This window comes from Micromonospora sp. IBSANI012 (assembly GCF_052814045.1).
In genome coordinates this window covers 5,976,995-6,001,362 of sequence record NZ_CP199933.1, presented here as the reverse complement: position 1 = coordinate 6,001,362, position 24,368 = coordinate 5,976,995, and the positions used below count along the sequence as shown (strand labels likewise).

At 69.0% G+C, this 24,368-nt stretch carries 22 protein-coding genes and 1 pseudogene; 9 read left to right on the top strand and 14 right to left on the bottom strand.

The window, feature by feature from the left end:
- Positions 1-157: 157 nt before the first annotated feature.
- Complete coding sequence (locus ACTWM8_RS27765; protein ID WP_446211517.1) at positions 158-1,822, bottom strand: glycoside hydrolase family 10 protein; 1,665 nt, start codon at positions 1,820-1,822, stop codon at positions 158-160.
- 298 nt (positions 1,823-2,120) lie between these two features.
- Between ACTWM8_RS27765 and ACTWM8_RS27760 the strand changes: the two genes are divergently transcribed.
- Positions 2,121-3,626: an amino acid permease gene (locus ACTWM8_RS27760; RefSeq protein WP_446211516.1), complete on the top strand. Its 1,506-nt coding sequence runs from the start codon at positions 2,121-2,123 to the stop codon at positions 3,624-3,626.
- Positions 3,627-3,736: 110 nt separating this feature from the next.
- On the opposite strand, the gene ACTWM8_RS27755 is transcribed toward ACTWM8_RS27760, so the two are convergent.
- The 5 genes from ACTWM8_RS27755 to arfA are packed head-to-tail and all read right to left on the bottom strand — an operon-like array spanning position 3,737 to position 9,440.
- Positions 3,737-4,759 carry a glycoside hydrolase family 43 protein gene (locus ACTWM8_RS27755; RefSeq protein WP_446211515.1) on the bottom strand — a complete coding sequence of 341 codons (1,023 nt, stop codon included), beginning with the start codon at positions 4,757-4,759 and terminating at the stop codon, positions 3,737-3,739.
- Positions 4,756-5,580, bottom strand: a complete 825-nt coding sequence (locus ACTWM8_RS27750; RefSeq protein WP_446211514.1) for a carbohydrate ABC transporter permease — start codon at positions 5,578-5,580, stop codon at positions 4,756-4,758. Before ACTWM8_RS27750 ends, ACTWM8_RS27755 begins: the two co-directional genes overlap by 4 nt.
- A 10-nt stretch (positions 5,581-5,590) precedes the next feature.
- Positions 5,591-6,553 (bottom strand): carbohydrate ABC transporter permease, encoded by a 963-nt coding sequence (locus ACTWM8_RS27745; protein WP_446211513.1) that lies wholly within the window; start codon positions 6,551-6,553, stop codon positions 5,591-5,593.
- Between the two features lie 6 nt (positions 6,554-6,559).
- A complete protein-coding gene (locus ACTWM8_RS27740; protein ID WP_446211512.1) occupies positions 6,560-7,888 on the bottom strand; it encodes an ABC transporter substrate-binding protein in 1,329 nt (442 codons plus the stop codon).
- Between the two features lie 40 nt (positions 7,889-7,928).
- Complete coding sequence (arfA, locus tag ACTWM8_RS27735; protein WP_446211511.1) at positions 7,929-9,440, bottom strand: arabinosylfuranosidase ArfA; 1,512 nt, start codon at positions 9,438-9,440, stop codon at positions 7,929-7,931.
- Between the two features lie 140 nt (positions 9,441-9,580).
- On the opposite strand from arfA, the gene ACTWM8_RS27730 reads away from it, so the two are divergent.
- Positions 9,581-10,588 (top strand): LacI family DNA-binding transcriptional regulator, encoded by a 1,008-nt coding sequence (locus ACTWM8_RS27730; RefSeq protein ID WP_446211510.1) that lies wholly within the window; start codon positions 9,581-9,583, stop codon positions 10,586-10,588.
- Positions 10,589-10,697: 109 nt separating this feature from the next.
- Here the strand turns inward: ACTWM8_RS27730 and ACTWM8_RS27725 are convergent, their stop codons facing one another.
- The 3 genes and pseudogenes from ACTWM8_RS27725 to ACTWM8_RS27715 form a co-directional block, all read right to left on the bottom strand.
- Positions 10,698-11,423 carry a methyltransferase domain-containing protein gene (locus ACTWM8_RS27725; protein ID WP_446211509.1) on the bottom strand — a complete coding sequence of 242 codons (726 nt, stop codon included), beginning with the start codon at positions 11,421-11,423 and terminating at the stop codon, positions 10,698-10,700.
- A gap of 130 nt (positions 11,424-11,553) precedes the next feature.
- Positions 11,554-11,799: pseudogene (locus ACTWM8_RS27720) on the bottom strand (hypothetical protein); the annotation flags it as partial.
- Between the two features lie 38 nt (positions 11,800-11,837).
- Positions 11,838-13,475, bottom strand: coding sequence for an ABC-F family ATP-binding cassette domain-containing protein (locus ACTWM8_RS27715; protein ID WP_446211508.1), 1,638 nt, complete (start codon positions 13,473-13,475; stop codon positions 11,838-11,840).
- A gap of 88 nt (positions 13,476-13,563) precedes the next feature.
- Between ACTWM8_RS27715 and ACTWM8_RS27710 the strand changes: the two genes are divergently transcribed.
- The 5 genes from ACTWM8_RS27710 to ACTWM8_RS27690 all read left to right on the top strand — a co-directional run bounded on the left by ACTWM8_RS27710 (position 13,564) and on the right by ACTWM8_RS27690 (position 16,911).
- Positions 13,564-14,334, top strand: coding sequence for an ROK family protein (locus tag ACTWM8_RS27710; RefSeq protein ID WP_446211507.1), 771 nt, complete (start codon positions 13,564-13,566; stop codon positions 14,332-14,334).
- An 88-nt stretch (positions 14,335-14,422) separates the two neighbouring features.
- On the top strand, positions 14,423-14,791 hold the full coding sequence (locus ACTWM8_RS27705; RefSeq protein ID WP_088960164.1) for a tetratricopeptide repeat protein: 369 nt from the start codon (positions 14,423-14,425) through the stop codon (positions 14,789-14,791).
- A 111-nt stretch (positions 14,792-14,902) separates the two neighbouring features.
- Positions 14,903-15,157, top strand: a complete 255-nt coding sequence (locus ACTWM8_RS27700) for a Smr/MutS family protein (RefSeq protein ID WP_030329768.1) — start codon at positions 14,903-14,905, stop codon at positions 15,155-15,157.
- 882 nt (positions 15,158-16,039) lie between these two features.
- Complete coding sequence (locus tag ACTWM8_RS27695) at positions 16,040-16,423, top strand: hypothetical protein (protein ID WP_446211506.1); 384 nt, start codon at positions 16,040-16,042, stop codon at positions 16,421-16,423.
- Between the two features lie 8 nt (positions 16,424-16,431).
- On the top strand, positions 16,432-16,911 hold the full coding sequence (locus ACTWM8_RS27690) for an NUDIX hydrolase (protein WP_446211505.1): 480 nt from the start codon (positions 16,432-16,434) through the stop codon (positions 16,909-16,911).
- On the opposite strand, the gene ACTWM8_RS27685 is transcribed toward ACTWM8_RS27690, so the two are convergent.
- The 5 genes from ACTWM8_RS27685 to ACTWM8_RS27665 form a co-directional block, all read right to left on the bottom strand.
- Entirely contained in the window at positions 16,899-17,333 is a 435-nt protein-coding gene (locus tag ACTWM8_RS27685; protein ID WP_446214699.1) for an HD domain-containing protein, read from the bottom strand. The two genes, ACTWM8_RS27690 and ACTWM8_RS27685, sit on opposite strands and share 13 nt — an antisense overlap.
- Positions 17,334-17,867: 534 nt before the next feature.
- Positions 17,868-18,533 (bottom strand): nucleotidyltransferase domain-containing protein, encoded by a 666-nt coding sequence (locus tag ACTWM8_RS27680; RefSeq protein ID WP_446211504.1) that lies wholly within the window; start codon positions 18,531-18,533, stop codon positions 17,868-17,870.
- A gap of 241 nt (positions 18,534-18,774) precedes the next feature.
- Positions 18,775-19,437 carry a pentapeptide repeat-containing protein gene (locus tag ACTWM8_RS27675; RefSeq protein WP_446211503.1) on the bottom strand — a complete coding sequence of 221 codons (663 nt, stop codon included), beginning with the start codon at positions 19,435-19,437 and terminating at the stop codon, positions 18,775-18,777.
- A gap of 107 nt (positions 19,438-19,544) precedes the next feature.
- On the bottom strand, positions 19,545-20,723 hold the full coding sequence (locus ACTWM8_RS27670) for a low temperature requirement protein A (protein ID WP_446211502.1): 1,179 nt from the start codon (positions 20,721-20,723) through the stop codon (positions 19,545-19,547).
- A gap of 768 nt (positions 20,724-21,491) precedes the next feature.
- Entirely contained in the window at positions 21,492-21,932 is a 441-nt protein-coding gene (locus ACTWM8_RS27665) for a hypothetical protein (RefSeq protein WP_446211501.1), read from the bottom strand.
- Positions 21,933-22,258: 326 nt separating this feature from the next.
- Here ACTWM8_RS27665 and ACTWM8_RS27660 point away from each other — a divergent pair, with 326 nt between their 5' ends.
- Both ACTWM8_RS27660 and ACTWM8_RS27655 read left to right on the top strand, forming a co-directional pair.
- A complete protein-coding gene (locus ACTWM8_RS27660) occupies positions 22,259-23,065 on the top strand; it encodes an alpha/beta fold hydrolase (RefSeq protein WP_446211500.1) in 807 nt (268 codons plus the stop codon).
- An 83-nt stretch (positions 23,066-23,148) separates the two neighbouring features.
- Entirely contained in the window at positions 23,149-24,342 is a 1,194-nt protein-coding gene (locus ACTWM8_RS27655) for a PP2C family protein-serine/threonine phosphatase (protein WP_446211499.1), read from the top strand.
- The last annotated feature ends 26 nt before the right edge of the window (positions 24,343-24,368 follow it).

The window sequence follows — 24,368 nt, the reverse complement described above, 5'->3', positions numbered from 1 at the left end:
GGGTGGCCTACGACCGGTGACCGGTGGATCACCGTGGGTCGGACCAGTTTCGAGCAATTCCCATAACTCGATGTGTTACCGGCGGGTACTATTGATGACAGACGATGAAACAGACGAATGCCCCGGGCGGTGACCGCCCGGGGCATTCGCGGTTGGGTCAGCGCACCACCCGCGCCGGGCTGGGCAGGCTCTCGTTCCAGAGCCGGTCCAGCGCGGTCACGTGGTACGTGTACGTCCGCCCCGGCTCCGCCGTGGCGTCCACGAAGGACTGCACCGCGGTGGCGTCGTCGGCGCGCAGGGTGCCGACCAGGTGCGACGCGTCGGCGAAGCCGCAGGCGTCCACCCGCTCGCCCGAGTCGAAGCGGTAGACCGCGTACGAGGTGGCGTCGCCGAACGGGCCCCGGCCGTCGGCCGGCTGCCGCCAGCTCAGCCGCACCCCGTCGTCGGACCGCTCCGCCCAGGTGACCACCGGAGGCAGCAGCGGCTTGGCGGGCAGGTGCGGCATCGCCGGCACCAGCGCCGGCCGGGAGTAGTGCTCGGCGGCGTAGATGTCGGTGGCGCCGAGCCGGTTGGCCCGCACCTGCACGGCCGAGAAGTGCACGTTGCCGAGCACCTCCGGGTACGACCGGTTGAGCGTCAGGTGGTCGGACAGTTCGCGCGGGTTCTGCCAGAACGGCCCGTACACCGGGTCGCCGCTCTTGTAGTCGGCCTGGCCGATGTAGAGCTGCACCCGGGTGCCGCGCACCGTCTCGGCCCACCACGGCACCAGCCGGGCGTAGTCGGCGGCCGGGTACTGGCCGATGTACCAGTAGAGCTGCGGCACCACGTAGTCGATCCACTCCTGCTTGACCCAGGTGCGGGTGTCGGCGGAGATGATGTCGTACGACTGGCTGCCGGTGGTGTCCGAGCCCAGCGGGTCGGCCGACTTGTTACGCCAGATGCCGAACGGGCTGACCCCGAACTTCACCCACGGCTTGACCGCCTTGATCTTGGCGTTCATCTCCTGGATCAGCAGGTTGATGTTGTCCCGCCGCCAGTCCGCCTTGTCGGTGAAGCCCCGGTTGTGGGCGGCGAAGGTGGCGTCGTCCGGCACCTGGTGGGTGCCGCTCGGGTACGGGTAGAAGTAGTCGTCGAAGTGCACGCCGTCGACGTCGTACCGGTTGACCGCGTCCATCATCGCGGTCTGGACGAACTCGCGGACCTCGGGGATGCCGGGGTTGTAGTAGAGCCGGCTGCCGGCCACGCCGGCCGGCGGGTAGGCGAAGGTCCACTCCGGGTGCTGCCGCGCCGGGTGGTTCGGCGCGAGCTTGGTGAGGTCCGCGCCGGCGCCGCCCGGGGCCGGCATGGAGACCCGGTACGGGTTGAACCAGGCGTGGAACTCCAGGTTCCGCTTGTGCGACTCGGTGACGAGGAACTTCAGCGGATCCCAGCCCGGGTCCTGGCCGCGCACCCCGGTGAGGTACTCCGACCACGGCTCGTACGGCGAGGGCCAGAACGCGTCCGCGGTCGGCCGGACCTGGACGACGACGGCGTTGTGGTTGAGCTTCTGCGCCAGGTCGAGCCAGGCCAGGTACTCGGCCTGCTGCTTGGCGACCTGGTCGGGGGCGGTCTGCGAGGCCTTGCTGGGCCAGTCGATGTTGGTGACCGACGCGATCCACATGGCCCGGAACTGGCGTTTCGGGGTGGCCGGGTCGGTGATGCAGTCGGTGGTGGCGGGTTCGGTGGCCGCCGTGTCCGGTGCGGCGCTCGCGGGCGTGCCGGCGACCAGCGCGCCGAGCAGTGCCACGGCCAGCCCGGCGGCTCGGAGCCGAGTTGCCTTCATGCGGTGTGTCCCTTCGTCGGGCTCCCGGTTGTCGCGGCATCCGTGGCAAGATTCGCCAGCGGCTATCTACCGCTGGTAGAAAATTTTCACACCTGATGGGCTTCGCGCAAGGGTCCGACCTGGATGTCCGGATACGGGCCCGACCCGCCGGGGGCTGCGACGTCGGCCACCGTGCGAACCGTGACGGTCCCCACACGCCCGGTCAGCGCCCGATCAGCCCGTGAAGTGGTGATTGGCGGGGGTCTGTGCTGGGTAGCATCGCCGGTCACCGGCCGCCACGGGGGCGGTCAAGGAAGGGGTGAACGCGGTGTCCGTGCTGCGCACCAAACCGATCAAGGACGTCCTGGCCCAAGGCGAGGCCGACGGGAGCGACGGCAAGCTCGGGCTGAAGCGCCACCTCGGCGCGCGCGACCTCACCGGCTTCGGCATCGGCATCGTGATCGGCACCGGCATCTTCACGCTGACCGGCATCGAGGCCCGGGACAGCGCCGGGCCCGGCGTGGTGATCTCGTTCGCCATCGCCGGGGTGGTCGCCCTGCTCGCCGCGCTCTGCTACGCCGAGCTGGCCTCCAGCGTGCCGACCGCCGGCAGCGCCTACACCTACGCGTACGCGACGATGGGCGAGATCGTCGCCTGGATCATCGGCTGGGACCTGCTGCTGGAGTTCGCCCTCGGCGCGGCGGTGGTGGCCCGGGGCTGGTCCGGCTATCTCGCCGAACTCTTCGGCCTGCCCACCGCCTGGTTCGGCGAGGAGGGCAGCGTGGTCAACCTCGGCGCGATCGGCATCGTGCTGCTGCTCGGCGTGGTCGCCATCGTCGGCATCCGGGAGTCCGCCCGGGTCACCAACCTGCTGGTGCTGGTCAAGGTCGCCATCTGCGTCTTCATCGTGGCCGCCGGGCTGTTCTTCGTGAAGGCCGCCAACCTCACCCCGTTCATCCCGCCGGCGGAGCCCGCCGGCGCCGCCGACGACGGCATCAAGCAGCCCGTCACCCAGGCGCTGTTCGGGCTGGAGCCCTCGGTCTTCGGCTTCGCCGGGGTGCTCAGCGCCGCCGCGGTGGTCTTCTTCGCGTACACCGGCTTCGAGGCCGTGGCGAACCTCGGCGAGGAGACCCGCCGTCCCAAGCGCGACCTCACCCTGGGCCTGCTCGGCACGCTGCTGATCTCCACCGTGCTGTACATCGGTGTCTCGCTGGTCGTGGTCGGCATGGTGCCGTACACCGAGATCGACCGGGGCGCCCCGATCGCCTCGGCCTTCAAGGCGGCCGGCGCGGGCTGGGCCGGTGTGCTGGTCTCCATCGCGGCCATCGCCGGCCTGACCAGCGTGATCCTGGTCGACCTGGTGGCCATGGGCCGGATCGGCTTCGCCATCTCCCGGGACGGCCTGATCCCGCCGTCGATCGCCAAGGTGCACCCCCGCTGGGGCACCCCGTACCGGATCTCCGCGGTGATGACGGTGGCGGTCGCGCTGCTCGCCGGCTTCCTGCCGCTGTCGGCCCTGGCCGACCTGGTCAGCATCGGCGCGCTCTGCGCGTTCGTGCTGGTCTCGGTCGCGGTGCCGATCCTGCGCCGCAAGCGCCCCGACCTGGACCGGCCGTTCAAGGTGCCGTTCTCCCCGGTGCTGCCGATCGTCTCGGCGCTGGCCTGCCTCTACCTGATGCTCAACCTGTCGGTGGAGACCTGGATCCGGTTCCTGATCTGGATGCTGCTCGGCGCGGTCATCTACTTCGGCTACGGCTACCGCCGCAACCGCCTCGCCACCGCCGAGCCCGCCCCCACCCCCCGCACCCCCACCCCCGCCAGCTGACCCACCCCACCCCCCCACGAGGGGCCTCCTTCACGGAAAGAGTGGCTATCCGAGGCGGGATAGCCACTCTTTCCGTGAAAGTGCGCCCACGGCGGGCGGGGGTGTGGGTGTCAGGGGCGGGGTTGGGGGGTGGCGGTGGGGGCTTTCACGACGGGTTTGCCGTTCTCCCAGGTGACCTCGTCGAGCCAGACCTGGCGGCCGGGGTCGGTGCTGCCCTCCTGGCCGGGCGGCCAGGCGTGGTAGACCAGCCAGGTCCGGTCGTCCTTGACGACCATCGAGGCGTGGCCGGGGCCGGAGGCGACCTCGTTGGTCTTCAGGATCGGGTTCTCGGCGGCCTTCACGCAGGGGCCGGTCGGGCTCTCACAGACCGCGTAGCCCTCGGCGTACGTGGCCCGGTCGTACGCGTTGGCGGCGAAGAAGAGGTACAACCGCCCGTCGTGGCGGTGGAAGAACGGGCCCTCGATCAGGGTGCCCTCCCACGGCTCGGTCTGCTTCAGCAGCTTCGTCGGCTCGCCGATGAGCTGCAGCCCGTCGTCGGACAGGCGCTGCGACCAGAGCCAGGTGTCCACCCCGATCGCGTTGCCGTCGTTCTTCCAGACCAGCCAGAGGCTGCCGTCGGTGTCCCGGAACGGGCTCGCGTCGATCGCCCCGCCCAGTTCGGCCTGGCAGATGAACGGCTCGGTCGAGTCGTCCCGGTACGGCCCCTGCGGACTGCCGGCCACCGCCCGCCCCACGCACTGCCGGCCGGAATCCCGCCCGGCGACGGTGTAGTAGAGCAGGAACCGGTCCGGGGCGAGTTGGATCGCCTCCGGCGCCCAGGTCTTCCCCGGGTCCGCCCAGCCGGGCAGCTCGGGCAGGGCGTCCTCGGCCTCGCTCCAGTCGACCAGGTCGGCCGAGCGCCGCACCGGCACGTTGCGGCCACCGCTGTTGGTGTGGAACAGCCACCAGGCGTCACCGGCCCGCATCACCTGCGGGTCGGGGGCGTCGGCGCGTACCACTGGGTTGGTGAACATGCTCGGGTCGCTCCGCGTACTCGTCGGGTCGTTCGCACCGTTCTCGCCGCAGCCGGCGACGAGCAGTGCGGCGGCGAGGACCGCCGCCGCACCGCGTAGCCGGGTGTGCCCGGCGCTCATCCCTTCAGGCCGCTGCGCGAGACGCCCTGGATGATGTGCCGCTGGGCCGCCACGAAGAGGATCAGCACCGGCACGCTGGCCAGCACCGCCCCGGCCATGATCACCGGGTAGTCGCTGACGTAGGCGCCCTGGAGCAGGCCCAGGCCCGCCGGCAGGGTCAGCCGCTCCGGGCTGAACAGCACGTAGATCGGCCAGAGGAAGTCGTTCCAGTTGGTCAGGAACGACAGCACGGCCAGCGTGGCCAGGGCCGGCTTGGAGAGCGGCAGCAGCACCTGCGTGAAGATCTGCCAGTGGTTGGCGCCGTCCAGCACCGCCGCCTCCTCCAGTTCGGCGGGGATGCTGAGGAAGAACTGCCGCAGGAAGAACACCCCGAACGCGCTGGCCGCGCCGGGCACGATCACCACGGTCAGGGTGTCCAGCCAGCCGAGCCGGTCGGCGATCACGAAGTTCGGGATGATCAGCGAGGTGGGCGGGATGAACAGCGTCCCCACGATCAGCGCGAAGCTGACCGCCCGGCCGCGGAACCGGAGCCGGGCCAGCGCGTACGCGGCCATCGAGGCGGTGGCCAGCACCAGCAGCGCGTGCAGGGCGGCCGCCAGCATGCTGTTGACGAACCAGCGCAGCACCGGGTTCGAGGTGTTGCCGAGGATCTGCTCGTAGCCGTAGATGGAGAACGGGTGGGGCACGAAGCTCGGCGGGATCTTCTGGGCGTCGCCGTAGGTCTTCACCGAGGTGATCGCCATCCAGAGCAGCGGGGTCAGGAAGACCAGGGCCAGGAGCACCAGGACCGCGTAGCGCGTGAAGCGGCGGAGAGTCGTCATGGTCGGCCCCTCAGTCTTCCCGGTACCGGAAGAACCGGAAGTTGACGATGCTGATCACCGCGAGCGCCAGCGCGAAGACGATGCTCATCGCCGCCGCCCGGCCCGCGTCGTTGTCCCGCAGCCCCTCGTCGACGATCCGCCAGACCACGGTGCGGGTCTGCTGGCCCGGCGCGCCCTGGGTGATCAGGAACGACTGCCCGAAGACGTTCGCCGAGGCGAGGATCGTGGTGGTCAGCACGAAGAGCATGACCGGGCGCAGCCCGGGGAGGGTGACGTTGCGGAACCGGTCCCAGGCGTTCGCCCCGTCCATCTTCGCCGCCTCGTAGAGATCCGGCGAGATGTCCTGCAGGCCGGCCAGGTAGATCACCGCGTTGAACCCGGAGGTCCACCAGACGGTCACCCCGACCAGCGACACCCAGGCCCACGGCACGTCGGTCACCCACGGGGTGTCCGACGGCAGGCCGACCGCGCCGAGCAGCCGGTTGACCAGGCCCAGGTTGGCGTCGAGCAGGAAGCGCCAGAGCAGGCCGATCACCGCCACGCCGAGCACGTACGGCGCGAAGTAGAGCGCCCGGAAGAACGTCCGCCCCGGGAACGACCGGTTGAGCAGCAGCGCCAGCCCCAGCGGTACGACCACCAGCAGCGGCACCGAGAAGACCGTGAAGATCGCGGTGGCCCGGACGCTGGACCACCAGTCGCCGTAGATGGCCGACTCGCTGTCGAAGAGGTCACGGTAGTTGTCCAGCCCGACGAAGGGCCGGTTGGGCAGTTGGAGATCCCACTGGTGGACGCTCAGCCAGACGCCGAAGAGGATCGGCAGCAGCCCGAACGCCAGGAAGAGCAGCAGGTACGGCGCGAGGAAGAGGTACGGGGTCGCGCGGCTGCCCCGCTCCGTCGCGCCCCGGCGGTTCTTCCCGCCCGCCGGGGGCGGCGCGTCCCTGCGCGCCGCCCCGACCTCGATCACGTCCGCCACGGGAAATCAGCTCCCGTACTTCTTGCGGTTGTCCTCCAGCTGCTTGGTCGCCTTGGCCGCGCCGTCGTCGAGGGCCTGCTTGGGCGACTTCTTGCCCAGCACGGCCTCGTTGAAGGAGGTGTAGAAGGTGGTGACCACCTCGCCCAGCCCGGGAACGGCCGGCGGGAAGGCCGCGTACTCCAGCTCCGGGGCGAGGGTGGCGACGTTCGGGATGGCCTTGAACTCGGCACCCTCCCGGACCTCCTTGCGGGCCGGGACCTGACCGCCCTTCGCCCAGTCCAGCGAGTGCTCACTGAGCCAGTTGATGAACACCTTCGCGCCGGAGATCTTGTTGTTGTCGGCGCTGCGCTGCTTGACGATGGTGAAGTTGTGCGAGTTCGCCCAGGCGGCCTTCTGGCTGCCGATCTGCGGCAGCTCGGCGACGCCGATCTGCGCGCTCGGGTCCTTGGCGATGTCGTTGATCTGCCAGATGCCGTTGAAGTTGAAGGCGTTCTTGCCGCTCTTGAGGGCGAGGTAGTCGCCGTCCTGGCCGACGTTCGACGGCGAGTGCCCCTGCTTGATCAGGTCGACCAGCCAGGTGCACGCCTCGACCGCCGGGTCGGAGTTGAAGGTCGCCTTGGTGACCTCGGCGTCGAAGAGGGTGCCGCCCCACTGGTGCAGCAGCGAGTAGAACGTCATGCCGCCGGTGAACTGGAACGGGCTGATCCAGAAGCCCTGCACGCCGGACTTCTTCAGCTCGGTCAGCGCGGCGGTGAACTCGTCCCGGGTGGTCGGCGGCTTGTTCGGGTCCAGGCCGGCCTTCTGCATCACGGCCTTGTTGTAGTAGAAGCCGAGCGGGTGCATGTCCAGCGGGATGCCGTACCGCTTGTTGTTGTAGAGGCCGCCCTTCCAGACGGTCGGCGCGAAGTCGCCCTCGCTGAGCTCCAGGGCCTTGGCCACGTCGTCCAGCTCGGTGATCACGCCGCGGGCGGCGAAGGTGGCCAGCTGGTCCATGTGCATGACCGCGATGTCCGGGCCCGAGCCGCTGGAGACCGCGCCGGGAAGCTTGCTGTAGTAGTCGTCCCACCGGTAGGTGTTCACCGCGATCGCGATGTTCTGGTGCTCGGCGTTGAACTGCTCGACCAACTTCTTGAAGATGTCGCCGTCACCGCCGGTGAAGCCGTTCCACAGGTTCAGCGAGACCTTGGGGCCGGTGTACTCCTTGCCACCGTTGCCGGTCGCGGTCGACTTGCTGGCGCTGCCGCCGCCGCATCCGGCCAGGGTCAGCGAAGCGGCCGCGCCGAGGCCCACGCCGAGCCCGAGCAGGTGCCGGCGGCTCATTTCGTTGTGCATCATGCGGTTCTCTCCTTGGGGGACGGGACGAAGTATTCCCTGGTCAGAGCCGAGACGCGAAGCGCAGCACGTTCCAGGAGACCGCGGGCAGGCGCACGGAGCACCGACCGCCGTCGAGGGTGGGGGTGGGTAGTGCGCGAGGCGTCACCCGGTCGGGCTCGGCCTCGGTGTTGATCGCCTCCGGGTCGTCCCCGGCGGCGAGACTCAGGTGCTCGACCGCGCGCAGGCCGGGCAGGCCGCGCAGGTCGAGGTCGAGCGGGAGGTCGTCCGAGCCCCGGTTGACCGCGAAGAGGGTCAGCTCGCCGGACTCCTCGTCGTGCACCGCCACGGTGTCCAGCACCGGCACCGCGCCGAACCGCTTCGTCTCGTAGTCCGGCGTGACCGGCTCGGTGCGCAGCACGGTGCCCCGGGCGTACCGGGCGGTGAGGGCGAACGGGTGGAAGATGCTCTGCCGCCAGGCCGGCCCGCCGGTGCGGGTGCGGATCGGGGCGATCACGTTGGCCAGCTGCGCCTGGCAGGCGACGCCGACCCGGTCGGCGTGCCGGAGCAGGGTGATCAGCAGGTCACCGACGACCACCGCGTCGACCGCGGTGAAGTCGTCCTCGATCAGCGCGGGCGCCTCGACCCAGCCGCGCCGGTCCAGGTCGGCCTTGAGCCGGGACTCGTACCAGACGTTCCACTCGTCGAAGGAGACCTTGAGCTTGCGCCGGTGCCGCTGCTTGGCGGCCACGTGGTCGGCGGTGGCGACCACCTCGCGGATGAAGTTGTCCATGTCCACCGCCGAGGCCAGGATGCTGGCCTGGTCGCCGTCGGACGGGTCGTAGTAGGTGTGCGCGGAGATGTAGTCGACGTGCTCGTAGGTGTGCTCCAGCACCGTCGCCTCCCAGGACGCGTAGGTGGGCATCCGCCGGTTGGAGCTGCCGCAGGCGACCAGGCTGATCGAGGGGTCGATCATCTTCATCGCCCGGGCGGTCTCGGCGGCGAGCCGGCCGTACTCGTCGGCGGTCTTGTGGCCGACCTGCCACGGGCCGTCCAGCTCGTTGCCGAGGCACCAGAGCCGCACCCCGTACGGCTCCTCGGCGCCGTGCTTGCGGCGCAGGTCGGACAGCTGGGTGCCGCCCGGGTGGTTGGCGTACTCCAGCAGGTCGCAGGCCTCCTGCACGCCCCGGGTGCCCAGGTTGACCGCCATCATCGGCTCGACGTCGGCCTCGGCGGCCCAGGTCATGAACTCGTCCAGCCCGAAGGCGTTGGTCTCGATGGTCTTCCAGGCCAGGTCGAGCCGGCGGGGGCGGTCGCCGACCGGGCCGACGCCGTCCTCCCAGCGGTAGCCGGAGACGAAGTTGCCGCCGGGGTAGCGGACCACGGAGACGCCCAGCTCACGGGTGAGCGAGAGCACGTCGCCGCGCAGGCCGCGCGGGTCGGCGGTGGGGTGGCCGGGCTCGTAGACCCCGCCGTAGACGCAGCGCCCCATGTGCTCGACGAAGGAGCCGAAGAGCCGCCGGTCAGCGGGGCCGATCGCGAAGGCCGGATCGATCGTCAGCCGGGCGTTGCGCAAGGGTTGCCACCTTTCCTCTGCCGTACCGGGTGACTGCGGTCACGCCGTACCACAGGTTTGTACAACGTTGTAAGCAACGTTGTAAAGAGGCCGTCGCGCGATAGAGTCCGGGGACGACGACCGGCGGGGAGGACGAGAGCGTGCGACACAGGCTCAAGGACGTGGCCGAGCGGGCCGGGGTGTCGGTCAAGACGGTCTCGAACGTGGTCAACGGCTACCTGCACGTCCGGCCGGACACCCGGGCCCGGGTCGAGGAGGCCATCGCAGAGCTCAACTACCGGCCCAACCTCTCCGCCCGCAACCTGCGCAAGGGGCGTACCGGCGTGATCGCGCTGGCCGTGCCGGAGCTGGACATCCCGTACTTCGCCGAGCTGGCCCGGCACGTCGTCACCGCCGCCGCCGAGCGCGGCTGGACGGTGCTGATCGACCAGACCGGCGGCGGGGCCGAGCGCGAGCGGGTGGCCGCCGCCGGCATCGGCGACCACATGATCGACGGCCTTATCCTCAGTCCGCTCGCGCTCACCGCCGAGGACCTCGCCGGCCTGGACGGCACGCCGATGGTGCTGCTCGGCGAGCGGGTGGACCACGGCCCGGCCGACCACGTGGGCATCGACAACGTGGCCGCCGCGCGGGAGATCACCGCCCACCTCGTCGGCCTCGGTCGCCGCCGGATCGCCGCCGTCGGGTCGCAGCGCACCCCCGAGGGCGCCAGCGCCCGGCTGCGCCTGGCCGGCTACGCCGCCGCGCTCGCCGACGCCGGCATCGCCTACGACGAGGCCCTGGTGGCGCCCGCGCCGGCCTGGCACCGCGCGGACGGCGCCGCCGCCGTCCGCCACCTGCTCGCCACCGGGGTACGCCCCGACGCCGTCTTCTGCTTCAACGACACCCTCGCCCTCGGCGCCCTGCGCGCCCTGCACGAGGCCGGCCTGCGGGTGCCCGAGGACGTCGCGGTGGCCGGCTTCGACGACATCGAGGACGGCCGGTTCAGCGTGCCCACGCTGACCACGATCGCCCCCGACAAGGAGCGCATCGGCAGGCTCGCCGTCGAGCTGCTGGCCGCCCGCGTCGACGGCGACCGCGAAACCCCGCCCCGCGACCTCACCGCCCCCTACCGCCTCACCCCCCGCGAAAGCACCCACCCCCACTGACCCCCGGCCCTCCCGCCCTCCCGCCGGCCCTCGTTGATCATGAAGTTATCGCTCGCCTCGTCGGCGTGTCGCGGCGATAACTTCATGATCAACGGGGGTGAGGCAGGGGTCAGGCGAAGAAGCGGGCCAGGTGGGAGGGGGAGGGTGGGGGCTCGGTGGGCGGGAGGGGGGTGAGGTCGGCGAAGATGGAGGCGCCGTCGCAGCCGGCGTGCAGGGGGTACCAGCGCGGGGTGCCCGGCGGGCGCTGGCCGCAGATGCCCTTGATGGTCTGCACGTCGAGCAGGCGTACGTGGGTCGGGTCGGCCACGGCGTTGACGTGCCCCCACCAGGGGCTCATCACGTGCAGCACGCCGCCCGGACGCAGCACCCGATGGCACTCGTCCACCAGCGGCAGGAAGTCGATCAGGTGCTCCAGGATGTGCACCGCGAAGAAGACGTCGACCGAGTCGTCGGCCAGCGGCAGCGAGCCGGACAGGTCCGCCACGGCGTCGACCCCGGGAGCGGGGAAGATGTCCAGCCCCAGGTTGGTCGGGTACTGCTTCTGGCCGCCGCAGCCCAGGTCCACCACCACCGGCTCCCGGCCGCCCACGCCGACCCGGGACCACACGCCGTACACGCCGGCCAGCCGGCCCACCAGGTCGCGGACCATCCGCAGCTCGGCCGGCTCGGTCACCGCACCGGTCAGGTGGGCGACCCCCCGGTCGAACCGCACGTCCACGGCGAGCCCCCGCAGCCGTTCGTCGTGGCGGACCTGGTCCGCCCAGGCCTCGGCGAGGAATCCGTCGATCGCCCGCAGCCGTTCGGCCGAGGGCGGCTTCTGAGCCAGCGCGACCATGGCCACCTCCCGCCGGCCGTTACCCGCATCGCCGCCCGGTATGCGTGGCGCGCCCGGTTCAGCCGGAAATGGTGCGCCGGGCGGACCGGCCCCCGCCCCGTATCCGCTGGCGCGGCGCGGCGGTCGCCTTCGGCCGCTTGAGGTGGTAGCGGTGCAGCTCGGTGTTGCCGGGCAGCGACGGGTCCTCGCTCATCGCCACCAGCTCCCAGCCCTGGTCGCCGGCCCGGTTCAGGTGGGCCAGCGCGGTGTCGCCGTACGGCGTGACGTCGACCATCGAGCCGTCCGGGCCGTACCAGACGAAGACGACCTCCCACCCGATGTCGTTGGTGGCCGCCTGACGTCGCCGCACCAGCAGCGCGTACTCCCACTTGAGCATGGGCTCATTCTCACCCGCCGCGCGCCGGTCGGCACGGATCAATCTTCGGCGATCCGTCCGGCATCCACCCGCAGCCGCCGGTTGACGCTCACCGCGTCCAGCATCCGCCGGTCGTGGGTCACCAGCAGCAGCGTCCCCGGGTAGTTGGCCAGCGCCGACTCCAGCTGCTCGATCGCCGGCAGGTCCAGGTGGTTGGTCGGCTCGTCGAGCACCAGCAGGTTGACCCCCCGCCCCTGCAACAGCGCCAGCGCCGCCCGGGTCCGCTCGCCGGGGGAGAGGGTCGCCGCCGGCCGCAGCACGTGCTCCGCGCGCAGGCCGAACTTGGCCAGCAGCGTCCGCACGTCCGCCGGGGTCAGCTCGGGTACGGCGGCACCGAACGCGTCCACCAGGGGCTGATCGCCGAGGAAGAGCCCCCGAGCCTGGTCGACCTCGCCGACCACCACGCCCGGGCCGAGCGCGGCGTGCCCGGCGTCCAGCGGCAGCCGGCCCAGCAGCGCGGCGAGCAGGGTGCTCTTGCCGGAGCCGTTCGCCCCGGTGATCGCCACCCGGTCCGCCCAGTCGATCTGGAGGTCCACCGGGCCGAGGGTGAAGCCGCCCCGGCGGACGACGGCGCCGCGCAGCGAGGCCACCACCGCGCCGGCCCGGGGCGCGGCGGCGATCTCCATCCGCAGCTCCCACTCCCGCCGCGGCTCCTCGACCGCCTCCAGCCGCTCGATCAGCCGCTCGGTCTGCTTCGCCTTCGCCGCCTGCTTCTCGGTCGCCTCGGCCCGGAACTTGCGGCCGATCTTGTCGTTGTCGGTGGCCTTGCGCCGGGCGTTCTTCACGCCCTTCTCCATCCAGGCGCGCTGGGTGCGGGCCCGGGCCTCCAGCGACGCGCGGGTGTCGGCGTACTCCTCGTAGTCGGCGCGGGCGTGCCGGCGGGCCACCTCGCGCTCCTCCAGGTACGCCGCGTACCCGCCGCCGTAGTGCCGGACCTGCTGCTGGATGAGGTCCAGCTCCAGCACCCGGGTCACCGTCCGGGTCAGGAACTCGCGGTCGTGGCTGACCAGCACCGTGCCGGCGCGCAGCCCGGTGACGAACCGCTCCAGCCGTTCCAGACCGGCCAGGTCCAGGTCGTTGGTGGGCTCGTCGAGCAGGAAGATGTCGTACCGGCTGAGCAGCAGCGACGCCAGCCCGGCCCGGGCCGCCTGGCCGCCGGAGAGGGCGGTCATCGGGTGGTCCAGGTCGACGGTCAGCCCCAGCTCCGCGGCGACCTGCTCCGCGCGCTCCTCCAGGTCCGCGCCGCCGAGACCGAGCCAGCGCTCCAGCGCGTCCGCGTACGCGTCGTCCGCGCCGGGCCCGCCCGCGGTCAGCGCCTCGGTGGCCGCGTCCAGCGCGGCCTGCGCCGCGGTGACCCCGGTGCGCCGGGCCAGGAAGTCGCGGACGGCCTCGCCCGGCCGGCGCTCGGGCTCCTGTGGCAGGTAGCCGACGGTGGCGGTGGGCGGGTTCAGCGACACGCTGCCCAGCTCCACTGGCAGCAGCCCGGCCAGGGTGCGCAGCAGGGTGGACTTGCCGGCCCCGTTGACCCCGACCAGCCCGACCACGTCGCCGGGGGCGACCACCAGCTCCAGGTCGGAGAAGAGCAGCCGGTCACCGTGCCCGGCGGCGAGGTCCTTGACGATCAGCGTGGCGCTCATGAGGAGCCGAGCGTACCGTCGCCGCCGCGCGCGCCGGATCGGGCGACCCGCGGTACGCGGGCCTGGGACGCGAGGCAGACTCACTCCCGTGGTGACCACACTGGCGATCGACTGCGGCGGTGGCGGGATCAAGGCGAGCGTGCTGGATGCCGCCGGCACGATGCGCGCCCGGCCGCTGCGGGTGCCCACGCCGTACCCCCTGCCGCCGGCGCTCTTCGTCAAGACGCTGGTGGAACTCGGCGCCCGGCTGCCCGCGGCGGACCGGGTGACCGTCGGGATGCCCGGCATGATCCGGCACGGCGTGGTGGTGGCCACCCCGCACTACGTGACCCGTTCCGGGCCGCGCAGCCGGGTCGACCCGGACCTGGTCGTCGAGTGGTCCGGGTACGACGTCCGCAGCGCGCTCGGCGACGCCTTCGGGGTGCCGGCGCTGGTGCTCAACGACGCCGAGGTGCACGGGGCCGGGGTGGTCGCCGGGACCGGCTGCGAGCTGGTGCTGACCCTCGGCACCGGGCTGGGCAGCGCGCTGTTCGACGGCGGGCGCCTCGCCCCGCACCTGGAGCTGTCGCACGCGCCGGTGCGCTGGGGCACCACCTACGACACGTACGTCGGGGAGCCGGAGCGGCGCCGGCTCGGCGACGCGTTCTGGTCCCGCCGGATCCGGCAGGTGGTGGAGGGCCTGCGCCCGGTGTTCCGCTGGGACCGGCTCTACCTGGGCGGGGGCAACTCCCGGCTGATCCGGCCGGAGCAACTGGCCCGAATGGGCGAGGATGTCGTGGTCGTCCCGAACACGGCCGGGATCGTGGGCGGTGTCCGGGCGTGGGAGCTGATCGACGGCCGGTACGACCCGGCCCCCTGAGCGATTGCGGTCCAGGAACACTCGCGGAGCGGCCGGTGTTGTGCCAGCGTCGGACGAGAGACGGCTCGACAGGAGGAGGTGGGTCGGGATGGATCTTCTCGCGGAGTACCGGCGGGCGACCATGTTCTTCGAAGCGGGTGACCCGACCGGGGCGGCCCGGCTGCTGGAGCCGATCGTGGAGGCCGAGCCCGGCAACTCCTCGGTACGCCAGCTGCTGGCCCGCGCGTACTTCCAGTCGGCCCAGCTGAACCGGGCCGAGGAGCAGCTGCGCGAGCTGGTCGAGCGGGACCCGAGCGACCACTACGCACACCACGTGCTGGGCCGCACGCTGGAGCGGCTGAACCGGCACGCGGACGCGCTGCGGCACCTGCGGATCGCCGCGGCGATGCACTCGACCAACGACGACTACACGACCGCGCTGCGCCGGGTGGAGACCCGGGTCGGGCTCGGTCGCTGACGCACGATCCTCGGGGCGGCCCTGCGGGGCCGCCCCGACGCGTGTCCGCGGGCCGGCCGCGGGCCCGCCTACGATTGGGCGCATGGGAGCTGACCTGGCGGTGGGCGCGGCATGAAGCTGAAGCTGGACCTGCACGAGATCTTCAACAAGGGCCACGACATCGACCGGGCGCTGCGCGGGATCATGGACGAGGCGGTGGCGAAGAAGGCCACCCTCGTCGAGATCATCCCCGGCAAGGGCTCCGGGCAGCTCAAGAAGCGGGTGCTGCGGTTCCTCGACCAGAAGGACGTCAAGCAGCTCTACCACCGGGTCGAGAAGGACTCGAAGAACTTCGGCCGGCTCTTCGTGCACTTCCGCTGGAAGTAGAAGCCTCGGTTCTCCGACCTCCCACGTCACTCCCAAACGGCCTCCGACCTGCCGGAACGCATTCCGTCGGTTTCCGACATCTTCCGCCGTTGCTCGCGCTCGGTTGTGCCGGATCTGTGCCCGGCGGCGATTCAATCGGCCGCTGGCGAAGCGGTGGTCGACGGCGGTAGTGCCGCGGCCAGGCAGACGTCAAGACGGCCTTGACGCGCGGTCGGAACGCTGGCGGGTCGGGCGGTGGTCTGCTCGGCTTGCCCGGGTCGCCGGCCGGCGGGATGGCCCGCGCAACCAACCACGGACCGCAACCCGCCGACGGGTTGCAACCATCTCGGAGCCCGAGCGCCCCCGCCGGAGGCGCAGTAGCCGCAACCTCGCGACCGCCGCCAGGTCGCCGTCGCGGCTGGCGTGCGTTTCCTTGCGCCGCGCGGGCTCGTGGCCGCGCGGCCCGGCCGGCTGCCGGCTTAATCCCTCACCGAAAAGGTCTGTCGTTCTGCGGCGGCCCTTGGGCTTTCCGCTTCCGCGCCAGCCGCCGGGCGTTGGCGTGTCGGCCGCGTGCGACAGCTAAGCGGCCGGCGCGCGCCCAGGCGGCGGTGCGTGCGGCCCGTCTCGGGCCGCCTTGAAGACGTACAGAAACTTTGAACAACTCCGCCGGCAGCCGGCTGTCCGGTCTCAGGACCTGCGTGACAGTTCGTTATCAGGATCTGCGGGACATTCGGCGGAGCCTAGGGAACCGCAACGCCGCGTCCGTCGGCGCCTTGGGCCGAGCAGCGCTTCAGAGGGGCCCCACGTGCACGCCGGGTCGCCGTAGTCTCCGTGCATGCTTCGGGTCTCTCCACGGAATCGCACAGCGTGGCTTGCGAGATGCGGCCGTGGAGGCCAATTGTGATGGCTGCTCCGCCTCCCTCTTCGCCCGATCCCGAGTGGGCAGGACCGCAGCAGCGGCCATCGGTACCGGCTGAACTGCCGGCACGCCTGGGGTTGGTCAGACCTGGGCGCTTCGCCGCCGGCATCGGCATCGCCCTCGCCGGCCACCTGCCCGCAAGCGGCCTTTGGCTTTTCTCGTACTACACGTTCGTCCACTACGCGAGCCCGGACTCGCTGTTCATGGTGGATTGCCTGGTCGTACTCCTCCAGCTGGCACTGTTCGCCTGCTGCGCGGTGCCGGGCAGTGTGCTGGTCTTACGCGGCGACCGCGGCCTCGGCCTGGGCCTGCTCTTCGGTTGGGTCACAGGCATCATCGCGCTTGTGGTGGGCACCGCCCTCATTTAGGACTCCGCGTGGATTCCTCCGACCGGATCGAGCACTTCAACAACCCGAACGCCCCGAAGCCGAACAGCATCGTCGTGGCCGTAACCGTCTTCGTTCAGGACGAGCATGGACGGGTGCTGCTGATCCAGCGAACCGACAACGGCCTGTGGGCACTGCCCGGCGGCGCCCAGGACTTCGGCGAGTACATCGCCGAGACTGCCGTACGGGAGACGCGCGAGGAGACCGGCGTCGAGGTCGAGGTGACCGGCGTGGTTGGGATCTACACCAACCCGAACCACGTCGTGGAGTACAGCGACGGCGAGGTGCGGCAGCAGTTTTCGATCTGCTTTCGCGGCCAGTACCTGAGCGGCGAGCCGACCACGAGCGATGAGTCGTCGGCTGTCCAGTGGGTCAGGCGCGACGAACTAAACGAGCTAGCAATGCACCCATCGATGAGACTCCGTATCGAACACGGTTACGAGCGGCGGAACGAGCCTTACATTGGGTGAGACGCCATCCTCGCTTGCGTCCGCCGGACGGCTTCTATTAGCGGTTGCTCGGCCTTCATCCAGAAGCGTGTCACCAAATCGTCTGGGCCATACCTTTCTCGGATTTCAGCAAGGCGTTCCTGGACGGTGAAGTCTTGGCCGTCCGGTCCGGTTGTCATGTCTGCGTACCAGAGAGCATCCGATGTAGCAGACGTTTCCAAGGGAAACTCGGACGCCAGCGCATCACCCAGGCCACGCTCGTCCGCCTCGTAGGATGCACACGAGTGATGGGCAACCAAAGCAGCCAGTCGAAGACTGAAGCCTTGGCGCAGCAGCCACCTCGCACCGTCCAGGGAATGAAACCCCGTATCGGCAACGTCGGGCGCATAACCAATATCATGTAACCAGGCCGCAGCGGCGAGCAGCTCAGCGTCCGGACCCACCAAGAGCCCCAGCCGCTGTGCTTTCGCACCCACAGCCTCCACATGACGCCATCTGCGAGGCAGCGGACACGAAAGGTGGCGTTCAGCAATCTGCGACGCGCGCTGAAGGAGTCCATCCACAGAAGGATGGTACGGGGACGCAGGCCGGCTCAGCTAGAACCCCCGCTAGCAGCATCCGCAGACGGCACACGTGCCTCCTTCTCCAGATCAACCAGTACGGCGCGCAGCTTGCCCAGATCCTCGTTAAGTCGAGCCCAGCCCTTCCGCCACCGCTCATCTAGGGACTCGCTCCGCTGAGCCAAGCGCCGGCTTTCCGCCGTGAGGGAGTTCAACAACGGCGCTATCGCCCGCACGTGCTCCGGCACGTCTGCCGGAACCTCGACCTCTACAGGCCCCCGAACAGTCACACCAAGTTCAGCAGCGATCAGGCGAGTCGTGGCTACCAGCATTCTTTGAAGGCGCGTGCGCATCAGATATGCCGATGTCGCTTCATCGGCTGCCCGCACGACCTCGTCTAGTCGAGCAATACAACGTTCATACCGCAAGTCGATCCACCTCCTTTACCAGGATCCTAGCTCTTTGGGTCCACAGCTTAACCAACTCATAGTTCGCGTCATCCGGCCAGCGACGGAGACGAGCAAGGGACATGCGGTACGCATAGATTTTTGGAAACTGTTCCGCGATTTCGGCTGGGAGATTTCGCTGCGAACAGAAGTGCTCAATTGCAGCGTAACGCTCAAACCTCGGCTGCCCTAATAGGTAGCAACCAAGAATGGCGGCGTGCCGAATTGTCGTCGCAACGGCCGCAGCCTCGAATTCTGGAGTGCTGTCCCGCTCTCGGATTGCCGACTCTATGTCATCGAGCGACATGTCGAATGCACGGACGTCCTCGCGAGATTTTGCGTAGGCGGGCAAGTCCGCGAGGAGTGTACGGTAATGGCGAAGACCATGGTCGTTTCCACCGATAACCCTGCCCTCAAGCTTCAGATGGACGAGGAATGGCGACCCGGCGTTTCGCATGGCCCTAAACTCATTCCACCTGTACTGACTGACACAAGCCTGGGGGTTCGCAGCCTCGATGCCCGAATAGACAGAAGAGTCGTCGGACACAACTAGGAGATCGCGATCACTTTGCTCATCTGCAGCACCGCGGGCATGCGATCCATAGAGAACGACAACGAACGGCTCGGTCACTTCCATCGCTCGAAGACCGCCCTGAATAGAAGGGTCACCATGAGACCCGCAAAAACGAATCCAACCAGAACTTCCAAGAACGCCACTGTCTGCACGAATTCGGATTCATATTTGATCTGAGAGATGCTAGATCCGGGAAGCACTGAACCGATGCTGGCTATCCATGCGTCGGTCCAGCGAATTGGTCCACTTGCCTTCTCCAGCCCATCCCTACCAAGGAAGAGTAGCAAGGGGAACCCAATTAGAGTTACAATGGCCCAGTTTCGAAGCACGACTTGGTAGCTTCTCTTGTAGCCCCAAGCCATCCACGGGCGCGGCTGGCAATGTAGTCGACATAGGCCGACACCCATTCGGTGCCTTGGAACTTTTCCTTATAGTAGGGGGACAAATGAAACATTGCCGCGAAAAGGTGTGCTTCCTTAGCCTTGACGCCTGCCTGCCTATACCACTCTGCGTCCTTGAGTGCGCCAGCCAACCTCGCCTCGTCAGACAGATTCGCGCATAGGTGATGCTTCAGGTTTGGCTCGGTTGGTAATCCTCCGTGCTCTAGGGCTCGGCGCGGAAGCCAGCATCCCTTGAAGTGATTGTAATAGCGGAAATCGTTGCTGCGAAGGTCAATCTTTGTGAAGTCGCAGTCAATGAACTTGCATGCCTCAAATTTGGATTGCTTAAGAAGGGTGCCGCGGAAGTAGCAATCCACGAATACGCAGTCGACGAACGCCATGTCCTCGACGACGCAGTCTTTGAAACTAATGTTCGCGAACGTGCAGTGCCTGAAGGTGACGCCTGAAAGGTTGGTGCCATCAAGGCGTTGGGCCGCAAACAACAAATCCGCGACATCTTGCCCGTCGTTGAGGACCTGAGAGACTTTGCCGAGGCGACGGCCGATGAGGTAGGAGGAGGCCGGCATGACCAGTGTCTATCACAAGGTCCTCCTTCCTGCTCTCCCCAGAACGGGGTGTCGTGTCTCGGGACCTGCGTGACAGACCGGTATCAGGACGTGCGTGACACTTCCGGCTAGCCGGGTGGTGACGGCGGCTCGGGTGGGTGTTTTCTCGCGCGGGCGGCGTCGGCGATGGCGATCCCGGCTAGGACTGCGGTGGCGGCGAGGGCTGCCAGCAGCGGCGGCATGAGGAGCGCCGCCGGTGTCAGGGCGGCCAGCACGAGCAGTCCGACCAGCCGATCCCGGGAGACGCGCTTGAAGACCTGGTATTCGAAGACGGCACGTCCGGCCACGAACAGCGCAGGCCCGCCGAGGATGACGGCGATCCAGGCCGGTTTGGTGTGCCCGAACGGGTGAGCGATGACGAGTTCGACGCCGACGGAGGTGGCGACGATACCGGCCACCATGATCAGATGAGCGACCGCCGCCGATCGGGCACGGCGGTGTGGGGCGGGCGCTGCTGCGATGACAGCGGGCAGCACCTCCCCAGCGCGGTAGATGTAGATCCGCCACAGCAGCACCGTGGTGGAGAACGACACCACGGCCGCCGCGGTCCGGTCGGGCGCAACGCCGCTGCCATAAAGGGTCAGACCGGAGAGCAGGATCAACTCGCCGAGCGCGATGATGAAAAGCTGCCGGTATCGCTCGGCCAGGTGCTCGGCCACGATCGGCCACGCCGATGTGGGTAGGCGGCCAAGCCCCGGAATGGGGAAGCGGAGTACGACTGCCATGTATTCCACGGCCAACGCGAGTGTCCACAGCGCCCCTCGCGCCGTCGCGTCCGCGAGCGCCCCCGCGATCCACGGCACGGCGGACACGCCGAACCAGAACAAGGCCCGCGCGGCTCTACGCTGCGCCCCGTGGCCACGCAGGGCGAGCACGAGGAAGAGTTGACGGCCGATGTGGATAGCGACGTAGGTGCCTGCGAAGACCAGGCCTCGCTTGCCGAACGCGTCGGGCAGCGCGACCGCAATCACGAAGACACCGAGCATGGTTGCGATGACCAGCAGCTGTATCGCCGGCCGTTGCGGGTTGTACAAGTCGGTTATCCACGCCGTGTAGGTCCAGACCCACCAAACGGCGAGCAGCAGCACCAGCGCCTGGAAGGCGCCGCTCCACGTCAGGTGCTGGATCAGCCCGTGTGAGAGCTGGGTGATCGCTAGGACGAGCACAAGGTCGAAGAACAGTTCCAGGAACGTCGCCTGCTGTGGCTCCTCGGGCTTCCGCAGCAGCTCGCCCGCCCTACTCCTCATCGACCCGCCCGTCCTGTGGCTTTGTGCCCGCGTTGAGGCATTCGTACCACGCGCCAGCGTTGGTGAACACGGATCTGCGGCCGTGGCCGCGCTACACGGGCGGGCGACGGCAAAGGCCGGTCAGTTCCTTCTATCCGTCGCCGCCGATTCGGACCAGCTCACCGACCTGGCCCAGCCGTCGGGCCGGCGCTAAGAGGCGACGGAGTGTCATTCAGGTCCTGATACCGATGTGTCACACAGGTGCCGAGACACGACATTCCCCAGAACGGGGCTATGTGAGAACTTTCTGTACGAGATCAAGGCGGCCCGCTTCGCAGGCCGCTCGCGCCGCCGAACCTGGGCCGGGCCGATGGCTCGCCGCCGCGCCTCTGGCCTTCGGCCGCCAGCGCGTCGGTGTTAGCCCGCCGGCGGCGCGACATACGACGAAGCCCCGGGCCGCCATGTGTGCTGGCAGATCCGGGGCTTCGGTGTTGATCGGGACAAGGGCGGGTGCCTCCGGCGGGGCCTCGGGCGCTCCGGGATGGTTGGCGCCATCCCGACAGCCTCCGTCCGGGCAGAGCCGAGCGGGCAGGGCCTGCCCGGTCAAGGTCGTTCAGCCGCTGGGTGCTCCACCTTGACCGGGCAGGCCCCACCCACTCCACAGTGTGCGGACGAAGGCCGACGGGATGGCTAGGAGGCGCAGCGGGGGAATGCCGACGCCGGCCGAGTGGGTGACTAACTCGGGTTGCAACCGGGACGGACGGAAGGCTTCCCGGGCTGGCAATCGGGTTACGGCAGGCGTGGTTGTTTCAGCACGTAGAGCAGACGGGAGTGCTCGTTCCAGGTGTAGGCATCGCCAGGGCCGCTGGCGTTGGTGGCCAGGACGGTGGCTCGTGCGCAGACGATGAATCCGGACTCGGCGTCCGGTGTCGGCAGGGTCAGGCAGAGGAACCGGGCTTGGTGGCATGGGGGCACCTGGGCGAAGGCGAGGATGCTGGCGCGGGTGTCCTGGTTTGCGGGTTGAAGGATCAGCGGGTGGTAGGACGAGCGGAGCTTGACTGCGCGGACATCTTCGAAAAAGACATTGATGTGCTCGTCGTGGCTGCTGCCGGCGTGCGCGTGCAGCAACAGTTGGGAATGGCCGACGCCGTAGCGCCATGGGCGGAACCGCCGATCCAGCGTGATGGGTTCGATCGCACGATCATGCCGAGTGCGCACGGCTTCAGCCACCGGACGTCGTGGGCGGAAGCTTCGGCAGGCCTCGTTGGGCGACGAGGGGCTACAAGATCAGGCCGTCGTCAGGCCGTGAAGCGCTGACCAGCAGTGACAAACGATGGCTACCGATGGCTATCTGGCCCGCAGGTCAGACGGCGTGTCGCCCCGTTTGATCGGGTCTCCATTGCTACAGGATCATTACCGCTGGAAGTAAGCAGCATCTTCCGCCGTTGCTCGCGCTCGGGTGTGCCGTCCTGCGGGGCTCGCAGGCCGGGCACGACAAGGTTTGCCCAGGTGAGCGGGCACTTGGTCCCGAGGTGCCGAGGATGGAGGATAGGTGAATGCGTGTGCGGAACCGCAACAACGTGAGGGTGGCCGGTCGCGAGGGCGGTCCCACCGTCGTGCTCGCGCACGGCTTCGGCTGCGACCAGCACATGTGGCGCCACCTTACCGCCGAAATCGGACAATGGGCCCAGGTGGTGCTGTTCGACCACGTCGGATCAGGCCAGGCTGACCCGGCGGCTTGGGACGCCGACCGGTACGCCTCCCTGGACGGCTACGCCGATGATGTGCTGAGCATCTGCCAGGACCTGGACCTTCAGCAGCCGATCTTCGTCGGACACTCGGTCAGTTCGAGCATCGGCGTCCTCGCGGCAAACCGCGAACCGGACCGCTTCTCCGCACTCGTGCTGGTCACGCCGTCACCGTGTTACATCGACGACGCGAACTACCGAGGCGGTTTCACCCGCGACGACATCGACGAGTTGCTCGAGTCGCTCGACAGCAACTACCTCGGCTGGTCGTCGAGCATGGCCCCCCTGATCATGGGCAATCCGGAGCGGCCGGAGCTGGGTGCAGAGCTGACGGCAAGTTTCTGCCGGACGGACCCCGCGATGGCGCAGGTGTTCGCCCGTGCCACGTTCCTGTCCGACAACCGTGCCGACCTCGCCGCAGTCAAGGTTCCCACGCTGATCCTGCAGTGCGCCCAGGACGCCATCGCGCCGCCGGAGGTCGGCGCATTCGTACACGCGCAGATCGCCGGAAGTCAGCTGGTCACCCTGGACGCGACCGGGCACTGCCCCCAGTTGAGCGCGCCGGAGGCCACGAACGCAGCGATCACGTCGTTCGTCAGGGCCGCTTACCGATGACCGCCGCTGCCGGGCGTGATCCTTCCGGCCAAGGTCGGAGCGATGACGGGAGCGCCCGGCCGAGCGAGGTGGGGTTCCCGTCGTTGCTCGAAGACAACCTCGAAGACCTGTACGAGAACGCGCCGTGCGGGAACCTGTCCACCCTCCTGGACGGCACGATTGCGAAGATCAACAGCACCCTGCTGGCCTGGCTCGGCTACACCCGCGAGGAACTCGTCGGCCGGCGCCGCTTCAGCGATCTGCTCACCGGCGGGGGTCGCATCTATCACGAAACCCACTTCGCACCCATGCTGGCCATGCAGGGCGAGATCCGCGGGATCGCCCTGGAGCTTCGCACCAAGGACGGCTCCCGCCTGCCGGTCCTCGTCACCTCCGTCGTCAAGGCCGGCAGCGAAGGCGAACCCCAACTCATCCGCACGGCCATTTTCGATGCCAGCGAACGCCGCAGCTACGAACGAGAGCTCCTCGACGCCCGCAGAGCCGCGGAACGCGAGGACGAACGGCTACGGCAACTCGTCGGCAAACTGCAACGAAGTCTGCTCCCCGCCGTGCTGCAAGCCCCGCCTGGACTGGAGAGCGCCGCGTACTACCGGATGGCCTCCACCGACGAAGTCGGCGGCGACTTCTACGACCTGTTCCCCCTCGACGACGGCCGCTGGGGATTCTTTCTCGGCGATGTCAGCGGCAAAGGCGTCGAAGCGGCCGCCGTCACCGCCCTGGCCCGCTACACGTTGCGCGCCGCGACCGTCTACAACCCCGACCCTGCCACCGCGCTGCACAACCTCAACACCGTGCTCTGGCAGGAATACCGCGAGGACGCGCGCTACTGCACTGTCGTCTTCGGCATCCTCACACCCACACCGGCCGTCGGCGGATTCACCGCGGTCATCGCCAGCGGCGGACACCCCGAACCACTGCTGCTAAGGGCCGACGGCTCCGCCGACTACCAATTCACGAAGGGCCGCATCGTGGGGGCCTTTCCGAACTCCCAATACACCAACACCACTGTCGTGGCGAATCCCGGCGATACGTTGCTGCTCTACAGCGACGGACTCACCGAGGCCCGTACCGTCAGCAGCGAGACCCCCGACGGCCGTTACGGAAGCGCAGCGCTCGCCCGATTCGCCGCCGATCTCGCACCCACCAACGCCGTCGCCGCCGTCGCCGCCGTCACCGATCTGCTCGGTACCTTCGGTGCCGGGCTCACCGACGACACCGCCGTCATGGCCATCAGCGCCCCACCCGGCCATTCCACCCACAGCGAGCGCGCTGCCTGAATCGTTCATGACATCAGCTCCACAGG

Excerpts from the sequence above, each read along its gene's own strand:
- ACTWM8_RS27765 (WP_446211517.1), bottom strand. The coding sequence starts at position 1,822 with ATGAAGGCAACTCGGCTCCGAGCCGCCGGGCTGGCCGTGGCACTGCTC.
- ACTWM8_RS27670 (WP_446211502.1), bottom strand. The coding sequence starts at position 20,723 with ATGAGGAGTAGGGCGGGCGAGCTGCTGCGGAAGCCCGAGGAGCCACAG.
- ACTWM8_RS27725 (WP_446211509.1), bottom strand. The coding sequence starts at position 11,423 with ATGGTCGCGCTGGCTCAGAAGCCGCCCTCGGCCGAACGGCTGCGGGCG.
- ACTWM8_RS27705 (WP_088960164.1), top strand. The coding sequence starts at position 14,423 with ATGGATCTTCTCGCGGAGTACCGGCGGGCGACCATGTTCTTCGAAGCG.
- ACTWM8_RS27715 (WP_446211508.1), bottom strand. The coding sequence starts at position 13,475 with ATGAGCGCCACGCTGATCGTCAAGGACCTCGCCGCCGGGCACGGTGAC.
- ACTWM8_RS27700 (WP_030329768.1), top strand. The coding sequence starts at position 14,903 with ATGAAGCTGAAGCTGGACCTGCACGAGATCTTCAACAAGGGCCACGAC.
- ACTWM8_RS27680 (WP_446211504.1), bottom strand. The coding sequence starts at position 18,533 with ATGGAAGTGACCGAGCCGTTCGTTGTCGTTCTCTATGGATCGCATGCC.
- ACTWM8_RS27755 (WP_446211515.1), bottom strand. The coding sequence starts at position 4,759 with ATGAGCGCCGGGCACACCCGGCTACGCGGTGCGGCGGCGGTCCTCGCC.
- ACTWM8_RS27660 (WP_446211500.1), top strand. The coding sequence starts at position 22,259 with ATGCGTGTGCGGAACCGCAACAACGTGAGGGTGGCCGGTCGCGAGGGC.
- ACTWM8_RS27695 (WP_446211506.1), top strand. The coding sequence starts at position 16,040 with ATGGCTGCTCCGCCTCCCTCTTCGCCCGATCCCGAGTGGGCAGGACCG.
- ACTWM8_RS27675 (WP_446211503.1), bottom strand. The coding sequence starts at position 19,437 with ATGCCGGCCTCCTCCTACCTCATCGGCCGTCGCCTCGGCAAAGTCTCT.
- ACTWM8_RS27750 (WP_446211514.1), bottom strand. The coding sequence starts at position 5,580 with ATGACGACTCTCCGCCGCTTCACGCGCTACGCGGTCCTGGTGCTCCTG.
- ACTWM8_RS27740 (WP_446211512.1), bottom strand. The coding sequence starts at position 7,888 with ATGATGCACAACGAAATGAGCCGCCGGCACCTGCTCGGGCTCGGCGTG.